The sequence below is a fragment of the Marinomonas sargassi genome (genome assembly GCF_025716875.1).
Lineage (GTDB): Bacteria > Pseudomonadota > Gammaproteobacteria > Pseudomonadales > Marinomonadaceae > Marinomonas > Marinomonas sargassi.
On sequence record NZ_JAOVZB010000006.1, the window covers coordinates 83,267 to 103,906 of the forward strand.

The following is a 20,640-nucleotide window of genomic DNA, read 5'->3' on the forward strand; positions in this document are numbered from 1 at the left end:
TAATTTATGAGACCCTAAATGAAGTTTCCTGGCAGACGCAAACTTAAACATTATTTCCCAGTATCTCAACCTAAACCAGCTCTTCCAAGCTTTGAAGTTCAGCCAGAAAAAGATACCTATATTGTGGGGCTCGATGAAACTATCGTTGATGTTGTTGCTAATATCTCAGATCAGTTTCTCGAAAAATTCAAGATTCAAAAAGGTTTATCTAACCTTGTTGATGCAGCAACCGCTTCCGCAATTTATGATGAGCTAACCGCGCAAGAATGTATTTCCGATCACTTTGCCGGCGGCACAATAGGCAACACCATACACAATTATTCAGTACTTGCAGATGACAAATCAGTACTACTCGGTGTTATGTCTTCCAACATCAAACTAGGTTCACCAGCTTACCACTATATCTGCCATACCAGCAGCAAAGTTGATATGAACCATTTGCAAGCAGTAGAAGGTGATATTGGCCGTGGTATTACCCTAATTACACCGGATGGTGAGCGAACCTTTGCTATCGCCCCAGGCGACATGGATGATTTAGACACTCATCATATTCCAGAAAATATTATTGCCGGTGCTGCAGCATTGGTCACTTGTGCTTACCCACTCAGGCACCAAACTAAGCCCATTAAAGAGGCCATGGTCAAAGCGCTGGAATATGCCCATAACCACCATGTTCCAGCCGTATTAACATTGGGAACCAAACACCTTGTCGAAGAACACAAAGAAGAGCTTCTTGAACTCATCAAAAATTATGTCAATGTACTAGCAATGAATGAGCTTGAAGCAGAAGCACTCACCGGCATCAAAGACCCATTAGAAGCCGCCAGCGCTATGTTAGATCATGTGGATTTAATTCTGCTGACCGCAGGTGCTGATGGCATGTATTTATGTGGCCATACCGATGACAGTGTCAAAAGAGAAACGACTAACCCAATAAAATCAGCAAGCTTGGCCGACTTTAACCGCTGGGAATTCAGCCGCCCTATGCTTCAAGCTAACTGTAAAAACAGCATAAAAGTCTTTTCACACATTGACCCTTACTTGGGTGGCCCAGAAAAAATCAAAAATACCAATGGTGCAGGAGACGGTGCTTTATCCGCCTTGTTACATGATATTTCTGCTAACCACTTCCACAAAGAAAGTGTGCCAAACTCCAGTAAACACGCAGCACCTTATTTAGCCTACTCATCTTTTGCGCAGATTTGTAAATACTCAAACCGCGTCAGCTATGAAATTTTGGCACAGAATGCTTCTCGCCTATCAAAAGGTTTACCAGAGCAAGAAGACAGCTTAGAAGAGGCCTATTGGGAAAGGTAGAGAATATTGGAAGGAATAAGCAGTAACCCGTTTGCTGCTTATTTTGAATTAATATGCTCTTTATAATACACCTCGTCCCAATATTCTTGCCACACTAAGCAAGTTATCACCCGAAAAACGTTTCGCTCACCTTTTTTAAATAAACTAATAAACAAGGGTTCGTGCCTGAACATGGAGTGAAAGCTTAAACTAATAAAAGTCGAAATGGCTCCACCATATAATAGCGGTAATATTATTATCAGGTAGAGCATGGGGTAATCGACCAAGAATATAGATAGAATGCCAAAAAATATATCTGGGTTATCGATATGTAATATGGGTAAGGCAAAGAGAAAAATAAATAATAAAACTAATAACGCGAGGCTGATATTACGCCTAATATGATATTTTTTAGGCAAGACAGTCATTGTGTAATCCTTTTTAAATGACTCATCAAAAATCCCTGAACTGTGCAAAACGCCACATAGTTATGTGAGCTATGATAAGCGGTATTATCCAACTTCCCTTTTTCTGCTATACCCCCCTTTCTAACCTAAAGTACATAAACCAGAAAGCTTCTATGGGTAAGGGAAAAATGAATTCTCTCATAGATAATCACTAATATAGGCACATTAATTTTATGACTTACATAAAAAAACCGCCCCTTACAAAAGGTGCGGTTTTCGTTTCATTAAATACAATTTCTTAGTTATCTAGGCTAATCACGTCATCAAGAGACAAACCTTGTTGATCTAGGATCAAGCGTAGCTTTTTCAGCCCCTCTACTTGAATCTGTCGCACCCTTTCTCTTGTGAGTCCAATTTCTGAACCAACATGCTCTAGGGTATTAGCTTCATGTCCACGAAGGCCGAAGCGACGAACGATGACATCCCTTTGTTTTTCCGTTAGCTCATCTAACCAATGCTCAATATTGTTTAATACATCGCCATCTTGCCTATCGGCTTCAGGCCCTTGATGTATTTCATCAGCAAGTACTTCAGATAAGCTTTTATCGTTATTCTCGCCACCGTAGGAAGCATCAATTGAGCTGACTCTTTCATTGAGTCGAAGCATCTTTTGCACATCTTCAACAGGGCAATCTAACATATCAGCAATTTCTTCAGCGCTTGGCTCATGGTCAAGCTTTTGAGCGAGCTCTCTTGCTGCTCGAAGGTAAACATTCAGTTCCTTAACCACATGAATTGGCAAACGAATAGTACGAGTTTGGTTCATGATGGCGCGTTCTATGGTTTGACGTATCCACCAAGTAGCATAAGTGGAAAAACGGAAACCGCGCTCGGGATCGAACTTCTCAACCCCTCGGATAAGGCCAAGATTACCTTCTTCAATTAAGTCTAAGAGGGAAAGTCCCCTGTTCAAATAACGACGTGAGATCTTTACAACAAGACGAAGATTACTTTCAATCATTCGCTTGCGTGCTTTTTCATCTCCCTTAAGGGCAAGGCGAGCAAAGTAAACTTCTTCTTCTGCGGTTAATAAGGGAGAGAAGCCTATTTCACTCAAATAGAGTTGTGTAACATCTAGATTTTTAGCAGTATCTTCTTCTGCATATCGGGCACTAACTGCGGATTCAAATTCTGCATTTTCAGCCACTTCATCTTCATTATCCACTGCAAGATCTAAATCAGCTTCAAATTCAACAACGCCAAGTGGTTTATTTTTTTCCTTGTCTGTATTCGCTAGTTTCATGTCCCCTCCTTAATAATACTTTGTTATTAATTTATTTTGGGTAAAACACCTAACGGATTTATTGGTTGTCCATCTTTCCGAATTTCAAAATGTAATAATGGTTTTTCTTCTCCCTTGCCACCGATAATAGCAATGGAGTCACCCGCTTTAACATTTTGCTTTTCTTTAACTAAAATACTTTCGTTGTACGCATAAGCACTAAGATAAATATCATTGTGCTTCAATATAACTAAATTACCGTAACCAATTAAACCATTACCTGCATATACAACCGTTCCATCCGCTGCGGCTTTAATCAAGTCGCCTTGATTTGCTTTCACATCTATACCTTTACTACTAACGCCAACGTTTGAAAACCCCCTAATGACTTCACCATTTACTGGCCACTGCCATTTTTCTACTGCTTTGTTATTTTTTGCATCTGGAATTACTGGTGTCTTTAACTTAGTTGGAGCGCTAGAAGTGGTATTTTTAGCGACTACTTTTTTGCTACTAGAAGAGCTTATTTCAGCTTTTTTGGGAGCACTACTGGATGTATTTACAACGACCCTATTTGCCTCAATAAGACGTATTTTCTGTTGTGGATAAATGACATATGGTGAAGGAATTCTATTCGCTGCAGCTACTTTTTTATAATCTAATCCATAGCGAAAAGCGATAGAAAACAAAGTCTCCCCGCTTTCTACGCGGTGAATTCCAGAGGAAGGAACGGAAGCCAGCTGAGCTTTATTAGATTGCTTCCATGAATTCTCTTTGTCTGCAAAATGAATGACTTCATAAGCACAACCTGTCAACAAAATGCACACACAAAACAACCTACTTAATAACAAAGCAAAAAGTTTCGAACTGTGACATTTAAAGTGACAAAAAAATATAATACTTAGCTCCAAAGAGGCGTTTTATTTAAATAGATTAGATAATTATTTTTTTTGTAAAAAAGTGTTACAACTGAGAAAGATAATCAAGAATCCCAGTAAAAAAAATATTATTGGAATAATTAAATCAGCGGTCAAAATAAAGCCATTTTGATTCCAAGGTAATATTAGAGTTTCCTCTAAAGGCACTTTTTTTTCACCAAAATAGCGCCAAGAAACAACCTCCTTCCAAGGCCAGACTTTAATTAAGGCACCTAACATCACCCCTGTTAATAAAGACAACGTCATTGAGCGAAAGTTTTTTAATAAATAATGAAGCACTTTAGAAAAAGTTAATAAACCAAGTAAGGCACCGGCAGCAAATATAGCAATGACGAGAATATCAACACTCTTGATAGCTGAAAGAATAAAGCCATACATACCCAATACGAGCAGCAAAAAGCTACCAGATACACCGGGAAGTATCATGGCGCAAATGGCAATCATGCCAGATACGAATACCATAAAAAGGGAGGTATTCACTTGTACTGGCACCAAGAGCGATAATGCCGCCCCGATTAAAATACCAAAACTTAATAACAAAAAGTGTTTCGTCGAAAAAGCATGAACTTGTTGAATTAAGTAATAGGCTGACGCCAAAATAAGGCCAAAGAAAAAGCTCCACAAATAGACAGGATAAACAGCTAATAAATGAGTTACTAGGTTAGCCATTAACACAATACTGGTTAACACACCTGCACCTAGAGTCAGTAGAAAAGTCCCGTCAAAATGCGCCCACAAACCTTTGAAATCTCTTTTCAATAACAGGCTTAAGCTTTGTTGATTAACACCGCTCAAAGCCGCAATTAATCGATCATAGATACCAAGAACAAAGGCTATGGTTCCCCCTGAGACACCGGGCACTACGTCAGCTGCTCCCATAAAGACACCGCTAACATAGACCTTTAACCATTTACTCATCAGCTATTCCATCTAATAAAGGCACAAAGTTCGCAGACTCTGTGGCTAATAACTTCCATTGATCGCCCTCTTTTCTCCAACAACCTATTTGTGGTGTTGGCTGATTGATTGGCATAATCAAAATCCCCTGAGGCTTTAAACACTCAGTTAACGCCAAGGGTATTTTACTCGCCATGGCGGTAATAATAACGGCATCCATTTCCACTTTTATAGGCCAACCAGCCTGACCATCAGCAAATAAATATTCTACGTTGTTCACACCCATGTTCGTTAAACGCTGTTTTGCCTGTTGATGCAACAATTGCTGTCGCTCTATGGTGTGAACCTTATTAAAAAAGTGCGCCAGTATTCTGGTTTGATAGCCTGACCCTGTGCCCACTTCTAGTACTCTTCCTAACCTTGCATAAGTCAGTAGCCATTCAGTCATTCTTGCGACGGTAAGAGGCTGACTAATAGTTTGGCTACGACCTATGGGTAAAGGCGTCGCTGAATAAGCCAGATGAGAAAAAGCAGGTTCTACAAACTCATGACGGGGGATATTTTCCATTAAAGACAGCAGTTCATCATGTGATACACCATGCTGTTTAAGCTGAGCTATCATGGTCGATGCTCTTGGTACCGTGTGTGAAACTAATCCGCTGAGTTTGTTTGGGCTCATAATGTAACTGTGTCAGTCCAACGTTGAAGAGACGATTGAGCGCTATAGCAGGTCATATCCGTATGCAACGGCGTTATTGAAACGAAACCTTCTTCAATCGCATTAAAATCAGTTCCTTCTGACATATCATGGGGCTCTGAGAGCGCCCCTATCCAAAAACTCGGTATACCCCTTGGGTGCTGAGCAGAAATCGGTGGCTGTGCCTTATGACGATAACCCAAACGAGTCACTCGAATACCTTTCAGCGCCTCATAGGGCACATCGGGAACATTAATGTTTAATAGAACACCTGTAGGCAAAGACAAAGTATGGCTGTCTTCCAATAGGCTTGTAATAACCAAAGCTGCTGTATCGAAATGCTGATTACCAACCAATGACACAGCCAATGCAGGTCGGCCTAAATGACGCGCTTCCATGGCTGCTGCCACAGTACCAGAGTAAATGACATCATCCCCTAGGTTTGGACCATGATTAATCCCCGACACCACTAAGTCCACTTCGCCATCGATTTGACCTGATAGAGCTAAATTCACGCAATCCGTTGGCGTTCCATCCACACGGTAGCTATGTTTTGCCACTTCAACTGGCTGCAATGGTCGAGTTAATGTCAGAGAGTTACTGGCCCCGCTGCGGTTACGGTCAGGGGCAACAACTAAGGTGGAGTATTTTTTCGCTAAGTGCTTTGCCAAAGTTTGTATGCCAAGTGCATCTATTCCATCATCATTGGCTATCAATATTCTCATGGTGTTTTTCTACCGACTTGTCCTTATAATCTATCATCTCGCGTAATACGCTTGTCGCAAAACACCCTTTAGGTAACGAGAACTCAACGATTAATTGTTTATGATCTTCCATTTCACCTAGCAATTCCCAGGCCATCTTGATCGGTACAAGGCGTGCTAAGCGGCTGTCTCTAGAAAGATCAAAAGACAATAAGCCAGCGATCAAATCTTGCTCTTCAGCTAGGGTACTTTCAATGGACTCTTTTCGCTGCGGCCCAGTGCCATTTTCCCAACCAGCGCTAATTAAAGGTAAAACTGGACTGATTTTGCCTTCCATCACCTTGTTATGTAGCAAAGCACTCATATCATTGACACGAAATTGCTCATCCGTGGTTTGAAATTGGGCTATGTCTTGATCGCATAGTCGAGCCCACATGCCATTTTCAATTTGAGCATCCAAGGCTTGGTTAAAACACCATGAACGAATAGCCGATAGCCAGAAGGATTGGTTCTTCGAAAGCTTGCGCTGACTTTTCCGACCTTGCAACACAAAGTCTCTGCCATTGTGCAAATTATTGCCGTTTATACCAAAGCGCTGAGGACCATAGTAATTTGGTACACCACCCTTTTGAATAAGGTTTAGGCGGCTTCTCAAGTCTTCTAAATCACCCTGAAGATTGCGTAAACGAATCACAAAACGATTGGCAAAGTGCGTACCGGTTCTTAGCTTTTTAGAATGTTTTAGCTGCGCAATAACACGGACACTTTCTGGCTCTCTAAAAGCTTCTTGAATAGTCGATAAATCAGGTTCTTGATTTAACACATGCAAACAAAACCATTGTCGAGTACAGGCATGTCGATCCTTTACCCCACTGTAAGTAACCTTATTCGCAGATATGCCAGCCACTTGAGCAAGGCGCTTTGCTAAGAAGTCGGTATTAACCCCTTGCTTCTCAATGAAGACATAACAAAACTCGCCTTTACCATCTGGCTCAAAGCCCAGCTGTTCTTCCACATAGAAGTCTTGTACCTGAGTTTTTAAATCACCAGTTACCTGAGGTTTGGACCATGCATAGCGCCATTCGGTGTTCATACTTCACCTTGTCGATAAATTAATGCCACAGCTTCTACGGCTATGCCTTCTTTTCGGCCTGTAAAACCGAGCTTTTCAGTGGTAGTCGCTTTTACGTTGACTGCCCCGACATCCAAACCTAAATCTTCAGCTATCTTCGCTCTCATGGCATCAATATGCGGGCGCATTTTAGGTGCTTGAGCCAGAATAGTGACATCAACATTACCTGCTACAAAACCTAAAGCTTTAATTTCTTGATAGGCTTTTCTTAACAATACTCGACTATCCGCGCCTGCAAAGGCTTCATCCGTATCAGGAAAATGTTTTCCTATATCACCTAGAGCGGCCGCGCCCAAAAGCGCATCGGTTAGAGCATGTAATACAACATCGCCATCCGAATGAGCGATCAAGCCCTGAATATAAGGGATAGTCACCCCACCTAAGACAATGTGGTCACCTTCACCAAATTTATGAACATCAAAACCGTGACCGATTCGAAATGGCATCATTGTTGAACTCCAAATTCATTTTGTGTCGTCGCTTGGCTAGATAAAAAAGACAATAGCGCCTCAGCGATAAGTAGGTCCTCAGGCAAAGTCAGCTTTAAGTTACTGCTTTCCCCCACTATAAGGTCAGGCTGGTAACCCGCTGCTTCCATGGCTGAGCACTCGTCTGTGATGTCTATGCCTAACTCATTGGCTTGTTGTAGTGCACACGATAGAGTCTCTAATGGAAATTTTTGGGGGGTTTGCGCTAACCAAATGTTATTTCTGTCTAAGGTTTTTTCTGCCTGTTGAGTATCAGACATTTTCCACTTTACCGTGTCTCTCGACGGCATAGCGAGAATCGCCCCCTGATCACCTTGATGCTGAATAATACGATTGAGGGCTTGTTGTGTTAGCAAAGGCCGAGCGGCATCGTGTACCAAGACATTTTGTTGTCTATCGTCGAGTTTACTTTGTAGGTATTTGAGACCATTTAAAACCGTGTCGCTGCGCTCTTTTCCGCCTTCTACAACGTGGACTTTGTCATGGGAAAAGTAGTTTGATTCTGGCCAGTAGGCATCTCCTTGACTGATACCAACTACCACACCAGCGATCTGCGGATTCTCAAGGAAAATGGCAATACTTCTATCTAGTATGCTTTGACCAGCAAGTGTCAGATACTGTTTTGGGCAATCCGCTAACATACGTTTGCCTACACCCGCTGCTGGAATAACCGCCCACATAAGGCGACTCATTTCTTATTCACCATACGATAGAATACTTCGCCTTCTTTGATGTATTGAAGCTCGGTACGAACATATTCTTCTACCGCATCTTCACCACCACGTAGGTCTTCAACCTGTGCTCTTAATGCCTCGTTGCGATGTTTTAAACGTAGGTTGATACGCTCTTGATAAGCAATCTGTTTATCCAATTCTTCTTGTCGTTTAATACCTTGCTCACCAAAATACAGGTGATAGGCCTGATAACCCACAGCAGAGACAAAAAAGACCAGTAACAAACGCGTCATAGTATCCTCAATGACTAAAAATTTATCCTTATTATTAAAGGAATTGAACCTAAAGAAAACAAAAAAGGGAGAACAAAGTTCTCCCTTTTTTAAGTCCAAGCTAAATTACGCTTGGCCTTTGATCTCTGAAAGACCGTTGTAAGGTGCTTTCCCACCCAATTGCTCTTCGATACGTAGCAATTGGTTGTATTTAGAAACACGGTCAGAACGACATAGAGAACCCGTTTTGATTTGACCTGCTGCAGTACCAACAGCCAAGTCAGCAATCGTAGCATCTTCTGTTTCACCAGAACGGTGAGAGATAACCGCTGTGTAACCAGCTGCTTTCGCCATTTTGATTGCTTCTAGTGTTTCAGTCAAAGAACCGATTTGGTTGAATTTGATCAAGATAGAGTTAGCAATACCCTCATCAATACCACGCTTCAGGATCTTAGTGTTGGTTACGAAAAGATCGTCACCTACTAATTGGATCTTGTCACCAAGGATCTTAGTTTGGTAAGCAAAACCTTCCCAGTCAGACTCGTTCAAGCCGTCTTCGATAGAAACGATTGGGTAAGATTCGCAAAGCTCAGCTAGGTAATCAGAGAAACCTTCTGAAGTGAATACTTTGCCTTCACCTTTCAGGTTGTAGTTACCATCTTCGTAGAATTCAGAGGCCGCACAGTCCATTGCTAGAGTGATGTCTTTACCTAGCTCGTAACCTGCCGCTGCAACCGCTTCTTTGATAACAGCCAATGCTTCAGCGTTAGAAGCAAGGTTAGGAGCGAAACCACCTTCGTCACCAACTGCTGTGTTCAAACCACGAGCGCTTAGTACTTTTTTCAATGCGTGGAAGATTTCTGCACCGTAACGTAACGCTTCACGGAAGTTTGGCGCGCCAACTGGCTGAACCATAAATTCTTGAATATCAACGTTGTTATCAGCGTGCTCACCACCGTTGATGATGTTCATCATAGGTACAGGCATAGAGTAAACGCCTGGTGTACCGTTGATGTCTGCAATGTGTACGTATAGAGGCACTTTCTTAGAAGTAGCGGCTGCTTTAGCGGCTGCTAGAGAAACGGCCAAGATAGCATTCGCACCGAATGTAGACTTGTTTTCTGTTCCGTCTAGGTCAATCATCACCTTATCAAGCTCAGCCTGAGCAAGCGCGTCTTTACCGATCAAAGCGTCACGAATTGGACCATTTACAGCAGCAACTGCTTTCAATACACCTTTACCTAGGTAACGGCTTTTGTCTCCATCACGTAGTTCTAATGCTTCTCGAGAACCAGTAGAGGCACCAGATGGTGCACATGCAGAACCTACAGAACCGTCCGCTAGGATCACGTCTGCTTCTACAGTTGGATTACCACGAGAATCTAAAACTTCTCTGCCTTTAATATCAACGATCTGACTCATAACAAACCTCTTTAAAAAATATGAAAAACCATAAACTGCTTAATCGAGTGACTTACTTCTCTTTACCAGCATGCTTCAATGCAGCATGAACAAAAGCACTAAATAGACCATGTCCATATCTTGGTGTTGATGTAAATTCTGGATGGAATTGACAAGCAACAAACCAAGGGTGATCAGCAATTTCTATCATCTCAACTAATGAGTTATCTTCTGAACGACCAGAAATCGTTAAGCCTGCTTCTTGCAAAGCAGAAACATAGAAGTTATTTACTTCATAACGATGACGATGACGCTCTGTAATCACGGCTGAGCCATAAGCTTCAAAGGCTTTTGTGCCTTCAGTAAGGTTACAGTTCTGCGCGCCGAGACGCATCGTGCCACCCAAATCAGATTGCTCTGATCGGATCTCTTTGGAACCCTCTGCGTTAGTCCATTCTGTGATTAGACCAACGACTGGATTCTCTGCTTTTAAATTGAACTCGGTACTGTGAGCACCTTCTAGATTCGCCACATTACGGGCAAATTCGATAACCGCTACCTGCATACCTAAACAAATACCTAAATAAGGCACCTTGTTTTCTCGTGCGTAGGAAGCCGTCAAAATCTTACCTTCAACGCCACGTTCACCAAAACCACCTGGAACCAAAATAGCGTCCATGTTTTTCAGGCATTCTGTGCCGTTCTCTTCAATGCTTTCAGAGTCAATGTAATGAAGCTTCACTTTCGTGCGGGCATGAATACCAGCGTGATCCATGGCTTCAATCAAAGATTTATAAGCGTCCAACAACTCCATGTATTTACCAACCATGGCGATATTGATTTGCTTCTCTGGGTTTAACTTAGCTTGTGTCACCTTATTCCAGATATCAAGATCAGGCATATCACAATCAAGGTTGAAGTAATCTACGATAAGATTATCCAAGCCTTGGTCGTTCAACATTTGTGGAATACGGTAAATCGTATCGGCATCCGGTAAAGAAATAACCGCACGCTCTTCCACGTTGGTGAACAAAGCAATCTTCTTACGCTCTGGTGCTTCAATAGACACTTCAGAACGACAAATAAGAATATCAGGTTGAATACCGATAGAACGAAGCTCTTTTACAGAGTGTTGCGTCGGCTTAGTTTTTGTCTCGCCCGCGGTACGAATGTAAGGCACCAACGTCAAATGCATGAACAAGGCTCTACGGCTACCTAGCTCAACTTTCAACTGACGAACCGCTTCCAAGAAAGGTTGTGATTCGATATCACCTACCGTACCACCGATTTCAACCAAAGCCACATCTGCGCCTTCAGCACCCTTGATAACACGGCGTTTAATTTCGTCTGTAATATGAGGAATAACTTGAACTGTACCACCTAGGTACTCACCACGACGCTCTTTTTTCAGAACATCTTGGTAAACTCGACCACTTGTGAAGTTGTTACGTTTGCCCATTTTCGTAGAAATGAAACGCTCGTAGTGACCAAGGTCTAGATCGGTTTCTGCGCCGTCTTCTGTGACATACACTTCACCGTGCTGGAAAGGACTCATGGTACCTGGATCGACGTTAATGTAAGGATCCAGTTTTAGCATGGTAACTTTTAGCCCACGAGATTCAAGAATGGCCGCCAAAGATGCTGAAGCCAAACCTTTACCAAGAGATGAAACTACACCGCCTGTAACGAAAATATACCGTGTTGCCATGAGTGGTTAACCCGCCTTAAGATAGAAAAAATAAAATATGAAGGTAGCAAATAATATACCTTCAGGACGGGAGGGAATGGTAACACCACAAGCCTTTTCGCTCAATGTAAAAGACAGCAGATTTAAGCATAGAAACATGCTCTTCAAGAAATATTGAAAATATAGATTTTCTTATGGGGAAGTGATGACAAACTCAGAAGGATTAGAATAAATCCGTATTACCAATGGGCACTTCTAAACGATTAGCAGACTCCCTTGTAGGCTGCCCAACCATTTCGTCATAAGCACTTTGTTGATGCAACACCATAGATGCCACTTCTTTGTCTTTAAACAAAGTCTGCAAGTCTTGCTTGTTATGGCTCGACAGAAGCGCCCCTTTGTCGTTTTCAACAAACAACTCTTCACCATCCACCACCACAGACAACTGATACAAGTTAGGCGCTAAGGAATGAATAATGACCTTTTCAAAAGAGGTAACCTTACCAAGATCTTTTAATCGCATGCTGAACACTCTTCCTTTATTAAGACCTAACCAATACGAAACAAGAACACTTTTGGTTCAATATCGCCCAATAAAAAGCTCATAATAAAAGCCGTACAAAAGCTTCTATACTTAGTTTCCCAACAATAACAAACAGAACCCAACATGTCAGAACGTATTGATTTAAACGGCGCACTAGAACAACTAAGAACCGCCCTAAAAGCTCCAGAAAGTGGCCAACAAAACAACCCACAGCGCATACTCTTTGCCTTAACAGGTGTACCGGGCTCAGGAAAAAGCACCCTAGCAGCAGCGCTAATCAATCACTTAACAGAGCAAGAAAGGCAGCAAATAATTTGCCTACCTATGGACGGTTTTCACCTATCCAAACAGCAATTACAACTATTGTCTAACCCAGAAGAAGCCATGCAAAGACGCGGCGCCCCATGGACATTTGATAGCCAAAGTTTTATCCGACGCACCAAACAACTAAAGCAAAGCTACCAGAAAAATACCGTACACTGGCCAAGCTTCGAGCACACCGTCGGTGACCCAATAGAAAACGACATTCACATCGACAAAGAAATAAAAGTGATATTAATTGAAGGACTATACTTACTGCACACAGCAGACGGCTGGCAGGAAAGCAAAGACCTATTCGACTGCCACTGGTTCCTCGACATTCCCCTAGAAATCGCCAACCAAAGACTGACCCAACGCCACATAACAGCATGGGAAATGACACAACAAGAAGCTCAAGAAAGAATAAACAAAAGCGACGGACTCAACGCCAAACTAGTACACAGCTACAGACATCAAGCGGATTATTTACTGAAAGTTTAAATAATAAAGTCTGAATGCTTTTATTAGTTTAATTTTGCTCTACTCCAAAATATTATTGTAAGATGAGTTTCTAATTCATTTTATAAAAGCAATTAAAGCATGGACGATCAAGCATCATTATCGATAAATAAAGAGTCGGAATTACCTTTATTATCGACACCTGTTCTCCCTCCACGAGCCTATATTTTCGAATTGATTATAATGTTAGGGACTTTTGGGCTTTATATTCCGATTTGGTTGGTGCTGCAAGTGAGAGACATCAAAAAACTCACTAGTGCCGTTGTTACACCTTTAGCTTGGTTTTTCGTACCACTAATTTTTATAACTCAACTTTTTGCTTTACCCCGACTAGGCCGCCATTTATCGAACTATGAAGAAAAGTTAGGGCTAAAACCTCCCAAATTTTTATACCTGCTATGGGCTGTGATTGTTACTACCATTAGCTTCTTACTTGTTTTAGCCGAAAAAATTGATGATACCCTTTTATGGCAATTGGGCATTATTCAATTGGTTTACACCTTTCTATTCTCATTACTTGTACTTCGAATTAATCGAGTAAAACGTGCTGATTCTCGTATTAAAGCGAGAACACGCCGTAATCCATACTCTTGGTGGGAGTGGTTGTTATTACTATCTGGTGTGTTATTGATTTCTCTCAGCATTTCTGGGAGTGTCATCTCTGACGTTATTGCTAAACATGATAAAAACTCAGTCTATGTATCGTCAGAAGATCAATTTAATTTTCCAGTTCGTCTTATTACTTGGTATGAGGTTGAAACAAACGCTGAAGCCATTAAGAGCTTTGTGGGAGAAGAATCTTTTTTGACTGCAAATATATATAAATATGATAAAGGCACGACAATAAATGAAGTTGCGACATTTCGTTATTCACAACTAATGGATGTAAATAAAGACTACCAATGTGTAGAAGAACAGTTTTTTTTACCTAACTCTTCAAGTGTAAAAATGATTCAAATATGTGAAGTAGCAAATATATTTGGAATAAATACCACGCTAAGCAGTGTGATTAAGAACGATAAAGAAATGCTAGAGATGGCAATAGAAGTAGTGGCGAGTGAGGATTCTTGGAGTATCCATTTACGCAGTGCCAAAGAAGCAATCAAGGGGTTTAACATTCAATGAAGCAGCTGATCAATCACCTTTTTCTTTTCATCACTTTTTTCATTTCCGCAACACAGGTATTTGCTAACAACATTCAATTTGCTTTACATGAAAGCCCACTTATTAAAATGGCTAAACAAGATCAAATCAACAATCCCCAAGGCTATGACAGCACGACTAATATTTTACGATCTATTGACGTTAAAATTGACGGAGATTTAGTAACTACCCACATTCAACAGATTTGGTATTACCCAGACAGTAAATCGGCCGATACATATGGTACCGAGCGTATTTACTTTAACGAGATAAACGACCAAATAACTGTTTATTCAGCAGCCAGCATTAACTCCAACCACGCTGTAAACCAACTCAATATAGAGACGGTACAGTACGGGGAAGACAATAACTACAATACATTTGACGATCAAAAAGTTGCCTACCTACCCATTCCCGGTATCGTAGAAAGAAGCTATATGGTCATTGATTACCGTGTAACGACAGATTATTCAAAAATGGAAATGCCTTTTTACGACTCATTTTCAGTAGAGGGTAATTTTTTAGTTAAATCCTTTAAAGCTAATATTCAATGGAATAAACAAGACATCCAATGGCACAACACCCATACAGGCCTAACGTGCCAATCCGCAGAAAAGTCGCTGAAGTGTACAGGGAACAACATAGCTCCGCTCGATATTGACAGCTCAACATACTGGAGGGATAAAATTCGTGGGCTAAGAGTTGCGGCACATCAAGATTGGCCAGATGTTATCGATCGTATGGCAAACGCTTACCAGCAAGCTTTTACCGAACAAACATTAATTGATGATTTATATAATGAACTCACGAAAGACTTGACCACTAAAACAGAAATCATTGATGCCTTGTTCCGATATGTGTCAGAACAAATCAGATATGTCTCATTATCCACAGAGGGGCACGCATACACACCTCACTCAAATGACTCCGTTATTAGCAACCTATTTGGTGACTGCAAAGATAAAACAGCACTACTCCAAGCATTACTAAAAAAAGCAGGTATTGAATCTACTCCTCACCTTGTTGCAACAAACAGAACTAATACGCAACAACTAACAGTTCCTTCTGCGGCGTACTTTAATCACATTGTCTTATGTCTGAACTACATTGGAAAAGAGTATTGCTTAGACCCAACAGACATGAATACCCATTGGCAAACCACCTCAGATTGGATACAAAACAAAGTGGCATTGGCATTACGAGCTGATGAACGCCCTAAGCAAATTGCGCCTTCTGAATACCTCTGGCAAATGGAAGTAAATACCGACCTTACTTTCACAACAGAGGGCGGGGTGTTAGAAAAGCAAAAACGTACTTACATAGGTGAATTTGCCTCATATATGCGTAATGAGTTAAGAGGCCAAACTAAAGAAGAGCAGCACGAATGGCTAAAAGAGCAATATCAGCAAAACATAGCTGATATCGAAACGGTTAAAACAGGCATAATTTCAGGTTTTGAAGGCGACTATTCTACCTTTATGGTTGGGTCATCTTTATCGTTTGAACCCTTTTTATCAACAGACACACACCTTGTTTACACAGAACCAGATAATTGGTTAGCCAGTGAATTGAGGATGAATAAATTAGAAAATGAATTTGACGCTTATACATTCAACGGCGTGAAATACACCAGCCACTACACCATAGATATATCCTCTCACTGGACTCCAATAAAACCCTCACCAAGGCTGAGCTTGAGTTCCAAATTCGGCGAGCTAAAGCGAGACAGCTATATCAAAAACAATACACTCTATATTGAAACCACTCTGACAATACCATGGCAACGTATCGAGTTATCAGATCAAGTTGATTTTAATAAATTCATAGAAGTGTTGAGAGAACTTCAGGCTATCAGGGTAGAAGCACCTTTACATACCTAATAGCCCTAATTGCTCTTGCTGTTTTTGAGAGATACATGGGCTAATAAGCTTTTTAAAAAGTGAATAATGTCTAAAGGTTAATTTTACTCTGACCCGTTTTATTATTATGACCCGTTTTATTAGCCGTTGTAATAATTAGCGTTTACCAATTTAAAAGTATACCGAGCTATAAGGCCATATAACCCCAATGTCGCTAGAATTATTATTGAAGTACTCAAAAGATAACCATCAGGTATAGCACCTGATAAAACAGAATAAAAAGTACTTAGGGTACTTATTATTAGTATCGCCAAAAAGAGCCAACGGTTAGCTGCTATACGGAAAAATAACATTGCTGCTGCAATCATAGCTAAGAAGCTCACCCCAAACGCCTGAAAGAAGTAAAAAGCTCCAAAAGGCTGCTCTACACCTGCCGGTAACGCCATCATGTCAGACAAAAGCATATAAAAATTATAAATTGAAGTTAAACCACCAAACATAAACCAGATGAAAATCGCCCATACCCATTTTGGTCTTCTCTTATCCGATGTCATCGCACTCCCCTTTATAATTACCAGTAAGCAAGGATAATTTGCACTATTTTCACTCTAACCAAAACCATCTTTAAAAGTAGAGCCCTTTCTGAAAACCAACTTACATTAGCTCTTCGACAACTCAGCCAAATGCAACGAATTAAAGTCAGAAAGGGATTGGAGCTTTAAGTCAGACAAGTCAAATTTCTCACCTGAAAACTCAACATTCGACGGAACGATCACCGATTTCATACCAGCTCTTTGTGCAGCAATAACGCCTGATAAAGAATCTTCAAATGCAATACAACGGGATGGAGGGACTTTTAACTTTTCCGCAGTAGATAAATACACTGCAGGGTGGGGTTTACCTTCTGCCTCATGTTCTGAGGAAGAAACAGCATGGAAGTAATGGGAAATGCCAAGCTTATCTAATACAACACCAATAAGCCGCTCAGGAGCATTGGTTGATAAACCTATTTTGAAATCCTTTTTTTGAAAAAAGTCTAATACTTCTTTAACGCCTTCCATTGGTACCCCCTTCTCATAAATAAGGGCTTCTACTCGATCAACCACCTCATTCTCGACTTCATCAGGACTCTTCCCTGACCACGGTGATTGGTCATACCAAAACTGAGTAACCTCTCTCGTTGTCATAGCCGCTGTTTTAGCAGACAAACCATCACAAACATCCACACCAACTAAAGAAAAAACATGCTTCTCAGCTTCCTTCCAGAACGGCTCCGAATCGATCAGAGTTCCATCCATATCAAAAATAACAGCCTGCATATTTATTCCATTTGAAAATTAGGTTTCTGTCGATACTCAGCTTAAGTAAGAAGAGATAATTTTACCCTGACCCATTTATGTTTGTTAGCACACTTATTAGATACTAATTAACGACAATATATGGCTGGTATTTTTTAAATTATTAACAGATGACTTATGCTGCATTCGATTTCCAACCAGCACAAAATTATAGCCAAGATCATTACATGCGTTTTTATCCCACTCAGCATCACCAAAGTATGTGACAGGAGCCTTTTCACTGACTCTTGCCTTTTTCTTTGCCATTTTCATTATTTCTATCCTTGAGTAATGATCACTAGATGAAGCAATAGTAACTCCTGAAAAATCAATCCCAGCTGATTGTAATTTTAAGAGAGCCGCTTCTCGCCAACCACCCGTAGCAATAGAAAGACTCACAGAGTCATGTTGTTTGAGTGTTTCAATTAGATCTGATGCACCTGCAACTTCTGCTGCTGGATTTTTCGCTAAATACTTTTTAGTTTTTAAAACAAAAGCTTGTTTTACTAAGTGGTGAATCTCCTCTAAACCAGAGGTTATTCCGCGTCTTTCAAGATGTTCATTAAGAATACCCGTATCTGAAACATGCTTATAACTGCTCCAATCAGAGTCAACTTCATGGCCAAGCACTTCTGATATGGCAGAAATGAAACACTCCTCATCAAAATCGTAAGATTTAACTAGTGTTCTATCTATATCAAACATTACGTGATGCAAAACTTCCCCTTTAGGCATGTAAAACCTTTTTTTATGACGAGTAAACGAGCCTAACAAGGCATACTATAAAACCTTAGAAACGTTGAATTAGCTAGGTTCTTAAAGTGTATGTCCTAATTATCATCGCTTACAGCACCTGTCCAGTTAAGTAAGTGTCTGTTAAGCGTTGCTATATATATTATTCATACGGACATAATTACTCCGCGAATGTACATAGGCAACATAAAAAGAAACACGCTAATTACGCCCATTAAGGATAGATAAACTTTTTCTGATAAACCTAATTCGTGACTTTCCGAAAATATCTTAATTTGCCTACAGACCCAAAAGAGCCAAATAAACATAAAGAGGTAGATCACGACCACAACATTATTGATATGTTGCAATAGCATGATCAAAGGTATAAAAGAAAAGATAGATGCAGTAATAAGCACAAAAGCAGGCGCGATGAAATACAACCAAAATATTCTCTCAACGGATAAATTAAGTGGAGCTCAATCCAGATTCCCTCAGTGTATATAACGCCGCTGTCGTCGTAATTGGCGGCTTTGTTATTGGTTATTTTTTTCTATTCAGCACAAAAACGAGCAACGGAAAAGCTGTTCAATTGACAGCTTTTTTAGTTGTAATGACTACTTATAGCTACAATCATTAATCCCCCTATTAACACATAAAAAATAGCGGCTATTTTTGATTGCTTATACTTTGACACTACTTTTTCTAGAACATCATCATTTAGCTTTTTATACGAATTAGAGGAAACCCAAATAGCAAGCTTATTAGAATAGCCAGACACTTCTGTGCTAACCATAAGGTCCAGCTCGGACAATAATAAAGGATAGTTCTTGCCTATATAGCTTTTTAATTTGGCGACACTAAAAAAATAACGCATTAAGCCATAAAGAATCATTACAATTGATAAAAATATTAATAATGTTTCCATTTTATTTTTTACAACTAGCACCCAGAGAAGAGGCGCGCCTCAGAGCCCCCTTCTTGCCTTTGCTCGTTATATGATTTCATTTGCTTCATCACAAAAGTACTCCGCATAAGACTCGCCAAAACATTCAACCTTAATAGACCCAAACTCTGCTTGAGTTCCTTGTAATTTTTTTACAACTATACGCTCAGCATCAAGAAGACTCTCTAAGATTCCATAATCTCTGCATTCTAACAGTTCTAAACACTTTACCTCATTGGAAGACTTGCTGAAGCTTAGCTGAATAGATATTGGCATACCTAACACTTGTCGTGAGGCCTGTACTTGAATTAAATCCCAACTATCACCGAAGTCATATTCCATAAGACTATTTTCCATTTAGAGTACATAACGTGCCGCTCTGCCGGTGACAAAGCGGAGTTTTTTTTGTGCTAATTTGGCACCCGGGCAACAGAGTTTTTTAAGCCTGTAAAGAGTGGTAACTTTGCGCACGGCTTACTCAAGGTCTTTTTTACGCAAAAGTAAGAATATTTGAATTAGAATAGGTGTAGATAAAAAAGATAACAGAAATGCAAATATTGTACTTCGAGTCACATGATCAACCTTACGCCGAGCAATAATATTCACAATTATAGGCCCAAGGACTAAACCTAGCCCCCAGAGAAACCACCCCAAATAACCAAAGAGCTCCGTCAAATTAATATTCATCGATATCCTTAATTAGCTTACCTATAATGCGCCTGAGAGGAGCGTATTGAGGTCGATTAATTGGTTTATTAGTGTTTTTTACTAATTTTTCGACTATATCATACCCCCATAAACCAGATCTCAACTGAACTATTAGTTGATCTCCAACTTTATAAGAATTACTGGTATCAGTATCTAAAATATAACTTGTTTCTGATACTCCATCTGATATACGAACATATTCAAAGAAATCATAATGGATTCTCTTTTGCCCTACTCCCATCACTTCAAACACTTTAGTATTCACTTTATCTGAGGCAAACTTATGATTCGTAATAGCGATAAATCCTATAAGCCCAATAGTTGCAAATACAATAATCATAGGAAAATTCAGCAGTTTATAATGAAATGGCGTGGAACCAGATTCGTACTCGACGATTATACTTGCCGACCTATCATGTTTCCATTTTTGATAAAACCTTAGCGTCGGAGCCATCAACAAGCCTAAACCTACAGCAATATAAGTTAATACTCCATCATCAAGCACGTCACTGAACACCAAGAAACTGAACTGGATAATAGCCGCAACATAAACTCCGATTAAAGTTAACGATAACAGTTGTTTCATCGTACCTCTTGAGCACTTACGCCTCACAAAGAGGCAAAAAATTGTTGTCTAAAATTAGCGAGATATGAACATGATCAACTGTTTTAAGTCC

The 20,640-nt window shown here is 40.3% G+C and carries 22 protein-coding genes; 4 read left to right on the plus strand and 18 right to left on the minus strand.

What is annotated here, in order from left to right; translation table 11 throughout:
* The first annotated feature begins 18 nt into the window (after positions 1-18).
* Complete coding sequence (locus OFY17_RS12955) at positions 19-1,317, plus strand: inosine/guanosine kinase (protein ID WP_263531157.1); 1,299 nt, start codon at positions 19-21, stop codon at positions 1,315-1,317.
* 684 nt (positions 1,318-2,001) lie between these two features.
* On the opposite strand, the gene rpoS is transcribed toward OFY17_RS12955, so the two are convergent.
* From rpoS to OFY17_RS13015, 12 genes are all read right to left on the minus strand, one after another.
* The gene (gene rpoS, locus OFY17_RS12960) at positions 2,002-3,006 is read right to left on the minus strand and encodes an RNA polymerase sigma factor RpoS (protein ID WP_263531158.1); all 1,005 of its coding nucleotides are present in this window, start codon (positions 3,004-3,006) and stop codon (positions 2,002-2,004) included.
* Between the two features lie 26 nt (positions 3,007-3,032).
* Positions 3,033-3,812, minus strand: a complete 780-nt coding sequence (locus OFY17_RS12965; RefSeq protein ID WP_263531159.1) for a peptidoglycan DD-metalloendopeptidase family protein — start codon at positions 3,810-3,812, stop codon at positions 3,033-3,035.
* Between the two features lie 114 nt (positions 3,813-3,926).
* Positions 3,927-4,841 (minus strand): DUF368 domain-containing protein, encoded by a 915-nt coding sequence (locus OFY17_RS12970; RefSeq protein ID WP_263531160.1) that lies wholly within the window; start codon positions 4,839-4,841, stop codon positions 3,927-3,929.
* Entirely contained in the window at positions 4,834-5,499 is a 666-nt protein-coding gene (locus OFY17_RS12975; RefSeq protein ID WP_263531161.1) for a protein-L-isoaspartate(D-aspartate) O-methyltransferase, read from the minus strand. Before OFY17_RS12975 ends, OFY17_RS12970 begins: the two co-directional genes overlap by 8 nt.
* Positions 5,496-6,242, minus strand: coding sequence for a 5'/3'-nucleotidase SurE (gene surE / locus OFY17_RS12980; protein WP_263531162.1), 747 nt, complete (start codon positions 6,240-6,242; stop codon positions 5,496-5,498). The genes OFY17_RS12975 and surE overlap by 4 nt, the downstream gene beginning before the upstream one ends.
* On the minus strand, positions 6,220-7,314 hold the full coding sequence (gene truD / locus OFY17_RS12985) for a tRNA pseudouridine(13) synthase TruD (RefSeq protein WP_263531163.1): 1,095 nt from the start codon (positions 7,312-7,314) through the stop codon (positions 6,220-6,222). The genes surE and truD overlap by 23 nt, the downstream gene beginning before the upstream one ends.
* Positions 7,311-7,802 carry a 2-C-methyl-D-erythritol 2,4-cyclodiphosphate synthase gene (gene ispF / locus OFY17_RS12990; protein ID WP_263531164.1) on the minus strand — a complete coding sequence of 164 codons (492 nt, stop codon included), beginning with the start codon at positions 7,800-7,802 and terminating at the stop codon, positions 7,311-7,313. The genes truD and ispF overlap by 4 nt, the downstream gene beginning before the upstream one ends.
* Entirely contained in the window at positions 7,799-8,533 is a 735-nt protein-coding gene (gene ispD / locus OFY17_RS12995) for a 2-C-methyl-D-erythritol 4-phosphate cytidylyltransferase (RefSeq protein ID WP_263531165.1), read from the minus strand. Before ispD ends, ispF begins: the two co-directional genes overlap by 4 nt.
* Entirely contained in the window at positions 8,530-8,808 is a 279-nt protein-coding gene (locus tag OFY17_RS13000; RefSeq protein ID WP_263531166.1) for a septum formation initiator family protein, read from the minus strand. The genes ispD and OFY17_RS13000 overlap by 4 nt, the downstream gene beginning before the upstream one ends.
* Positions 8,809-8,913: 105 nt before the next feature.
* Positions 8,914-10,209 (minus strand): phosphopyruvate hydratase, encoded by a 1,296-nt coding sequence (gene eno, locus OFY17_RS13005; protein ID WP_263531167.1) that lies wholly within the window; start codon positions 10,207-10,209, stop codon positions 8,914-8,916.
* A gap of 52 nt (positions 10,210-10,261) precedes the next feature.
* The gene (locus OFY17_RS13010; protein ID WP_263531168.1) at positions 10,262-11,896 is read right to left on the minus strand and encodes a CTP synthase; all 1,635 of its coding nucleotides are present in this window, start codon (positions 11,894-11,896) and stop codon (positions 10,262-10,264) included.
* Positions 11,897-12,098: 202 nt separating this feature from the next.
* Positions 12,099-12,398 carry a DUF6482 family protein gene (locus OFY17_RS13015; protein ID WP_263531169.1) on the minus strand — a complete coding sequence of 100 codons (300 nt, stop codon included), beginning with the start codon at positions 12,396-12,398 and terminating at the stop codon, positions 12,099-12,101.
* Between the two features lie 144 nt (positions 12,399-12,542).
* On the opposite strand from OFY17_RS13015, the gene OFY17_RS13020 reads away from it, so the two are divergent.
* From OFY17_RS13020 to OFY17_RS13030, 3 genes are all read left to right on the plus strand, one after another.
* On the plus strand, positions 12,543-13,220 hold the full coding sequence (locus tag OFY17_RS13020; protein WP_263531170.1) for a P-loop domain-containing protein: 678 nt from the start codon (positions 12,543-12,545) through the stop codon (positions 13,218-13,220).
* A gap of 99 nt (positions 13,221-13,319) precedes the next feature.
* Positions 13,320-14,363, plus strand: a complete 1,044-nt coding sequence (locus tag OFY17_RS13025; protein WP_263531171.1) for a hypothetical protein — start codon at positions 13,320-13,322, stop codon at positions 14,361-14,363.
* On the plus strand, positions 14,360-16,261 hold the full coding sequence (locus tag OFY17_RS13030) for a DUF3857 domain-containing protein (RefSeq protein ID WP_263531172.1): 1,902 nt from the start codon (positions 14,360-14,362) through the stop codon (positions 16,259-16,261). Before OFY17_RS13025 ends, OFY17_RS13030 begins: the two co-directional genes overlap by 4 nt.
* 119 nt (positions 16,262-16,380) lie before the next feature.
* Here OFY17_RS13030 and OFY17_RS13035 read toward each other — a convergent pair whose 3' ends face one another.
* The 6 genes from OFY17_RS13035 to OFY17_RS13060 form a co-directional block, all read right to left on the minus strand.
* Positions 16,381-16,794 carry a hypothetical protein gene (locus tag OFY17_RS13035; RefSeq protein WP_263531173.1) on the minus strand — a complete coding sequence of 138 codons (414 nt, stop codon included), beginning with the start codon at positions 16,792-16,794 and terminating at the stop codon, positions 16,381-16,383.
* A 105-nt stretch (positions 16,795-16,899) separates the two neighbouring features.
* The gene (gene hxpB, locus OFY17_RS13040) at positions 16,900-17,559 is read right to left on the minus strand and encodes a hexitol phosphatase HxpB (protein ID WP_263531174.1); all 660 of its coding nucleotides are present in this window, start codon (positions 17,557-17,559) and stop codon (positions 16,900-16,902) included.
* A gap of 96 nt (positions 17,560-17,655) precedes the next feature.
* Positions 17,656-18,312 (minus strand): HAD family hydrolase, encoded by a 657-nt coding sequence (locus OFY17_RS13045; protein ID WP_263531175.1) that lies wholly within the window; start codon positions 18,310-18,312, stop codon positions 17,656-17,658.
* Between the two features lie 601 nt (positions 18,313-18,913).
* Entirely contained in the window at positions 18,914-19,237 is a 324-nt protein-coding gene (locus tag OFY17_RS13050) for a hypothetical protein (protein ID WP_263531176.1), read from the minus strand.
* A 66-nt stretch (positions 19,238-19,303) separates the two neighbouring features.
* On the minus strand, positions 19,304-19,597 hold the full coding sequence (locus OFY17_RS13055) for a hypothetical protein (protein ID WP_263531177.1): 294 nt from the start codon (positions 19,595-19,597) through the stop codon (positions 19,304-19,306).
* 334 nt (positions 19,598-19,931) lie between these two features.
* On the minus strand, positions 19,932-20,549 hold the full coding sequence (locus OFY17_RS13060; protein ID WP_263531178.1) for a hypothetical protein: 618 nt from the start codon (positions 20,547-20,549) through the stop codon (positions 19,932-19,934).
* Between the last annotated feature and the right edge of the window lie 91 nt (positions 20,550-20,640).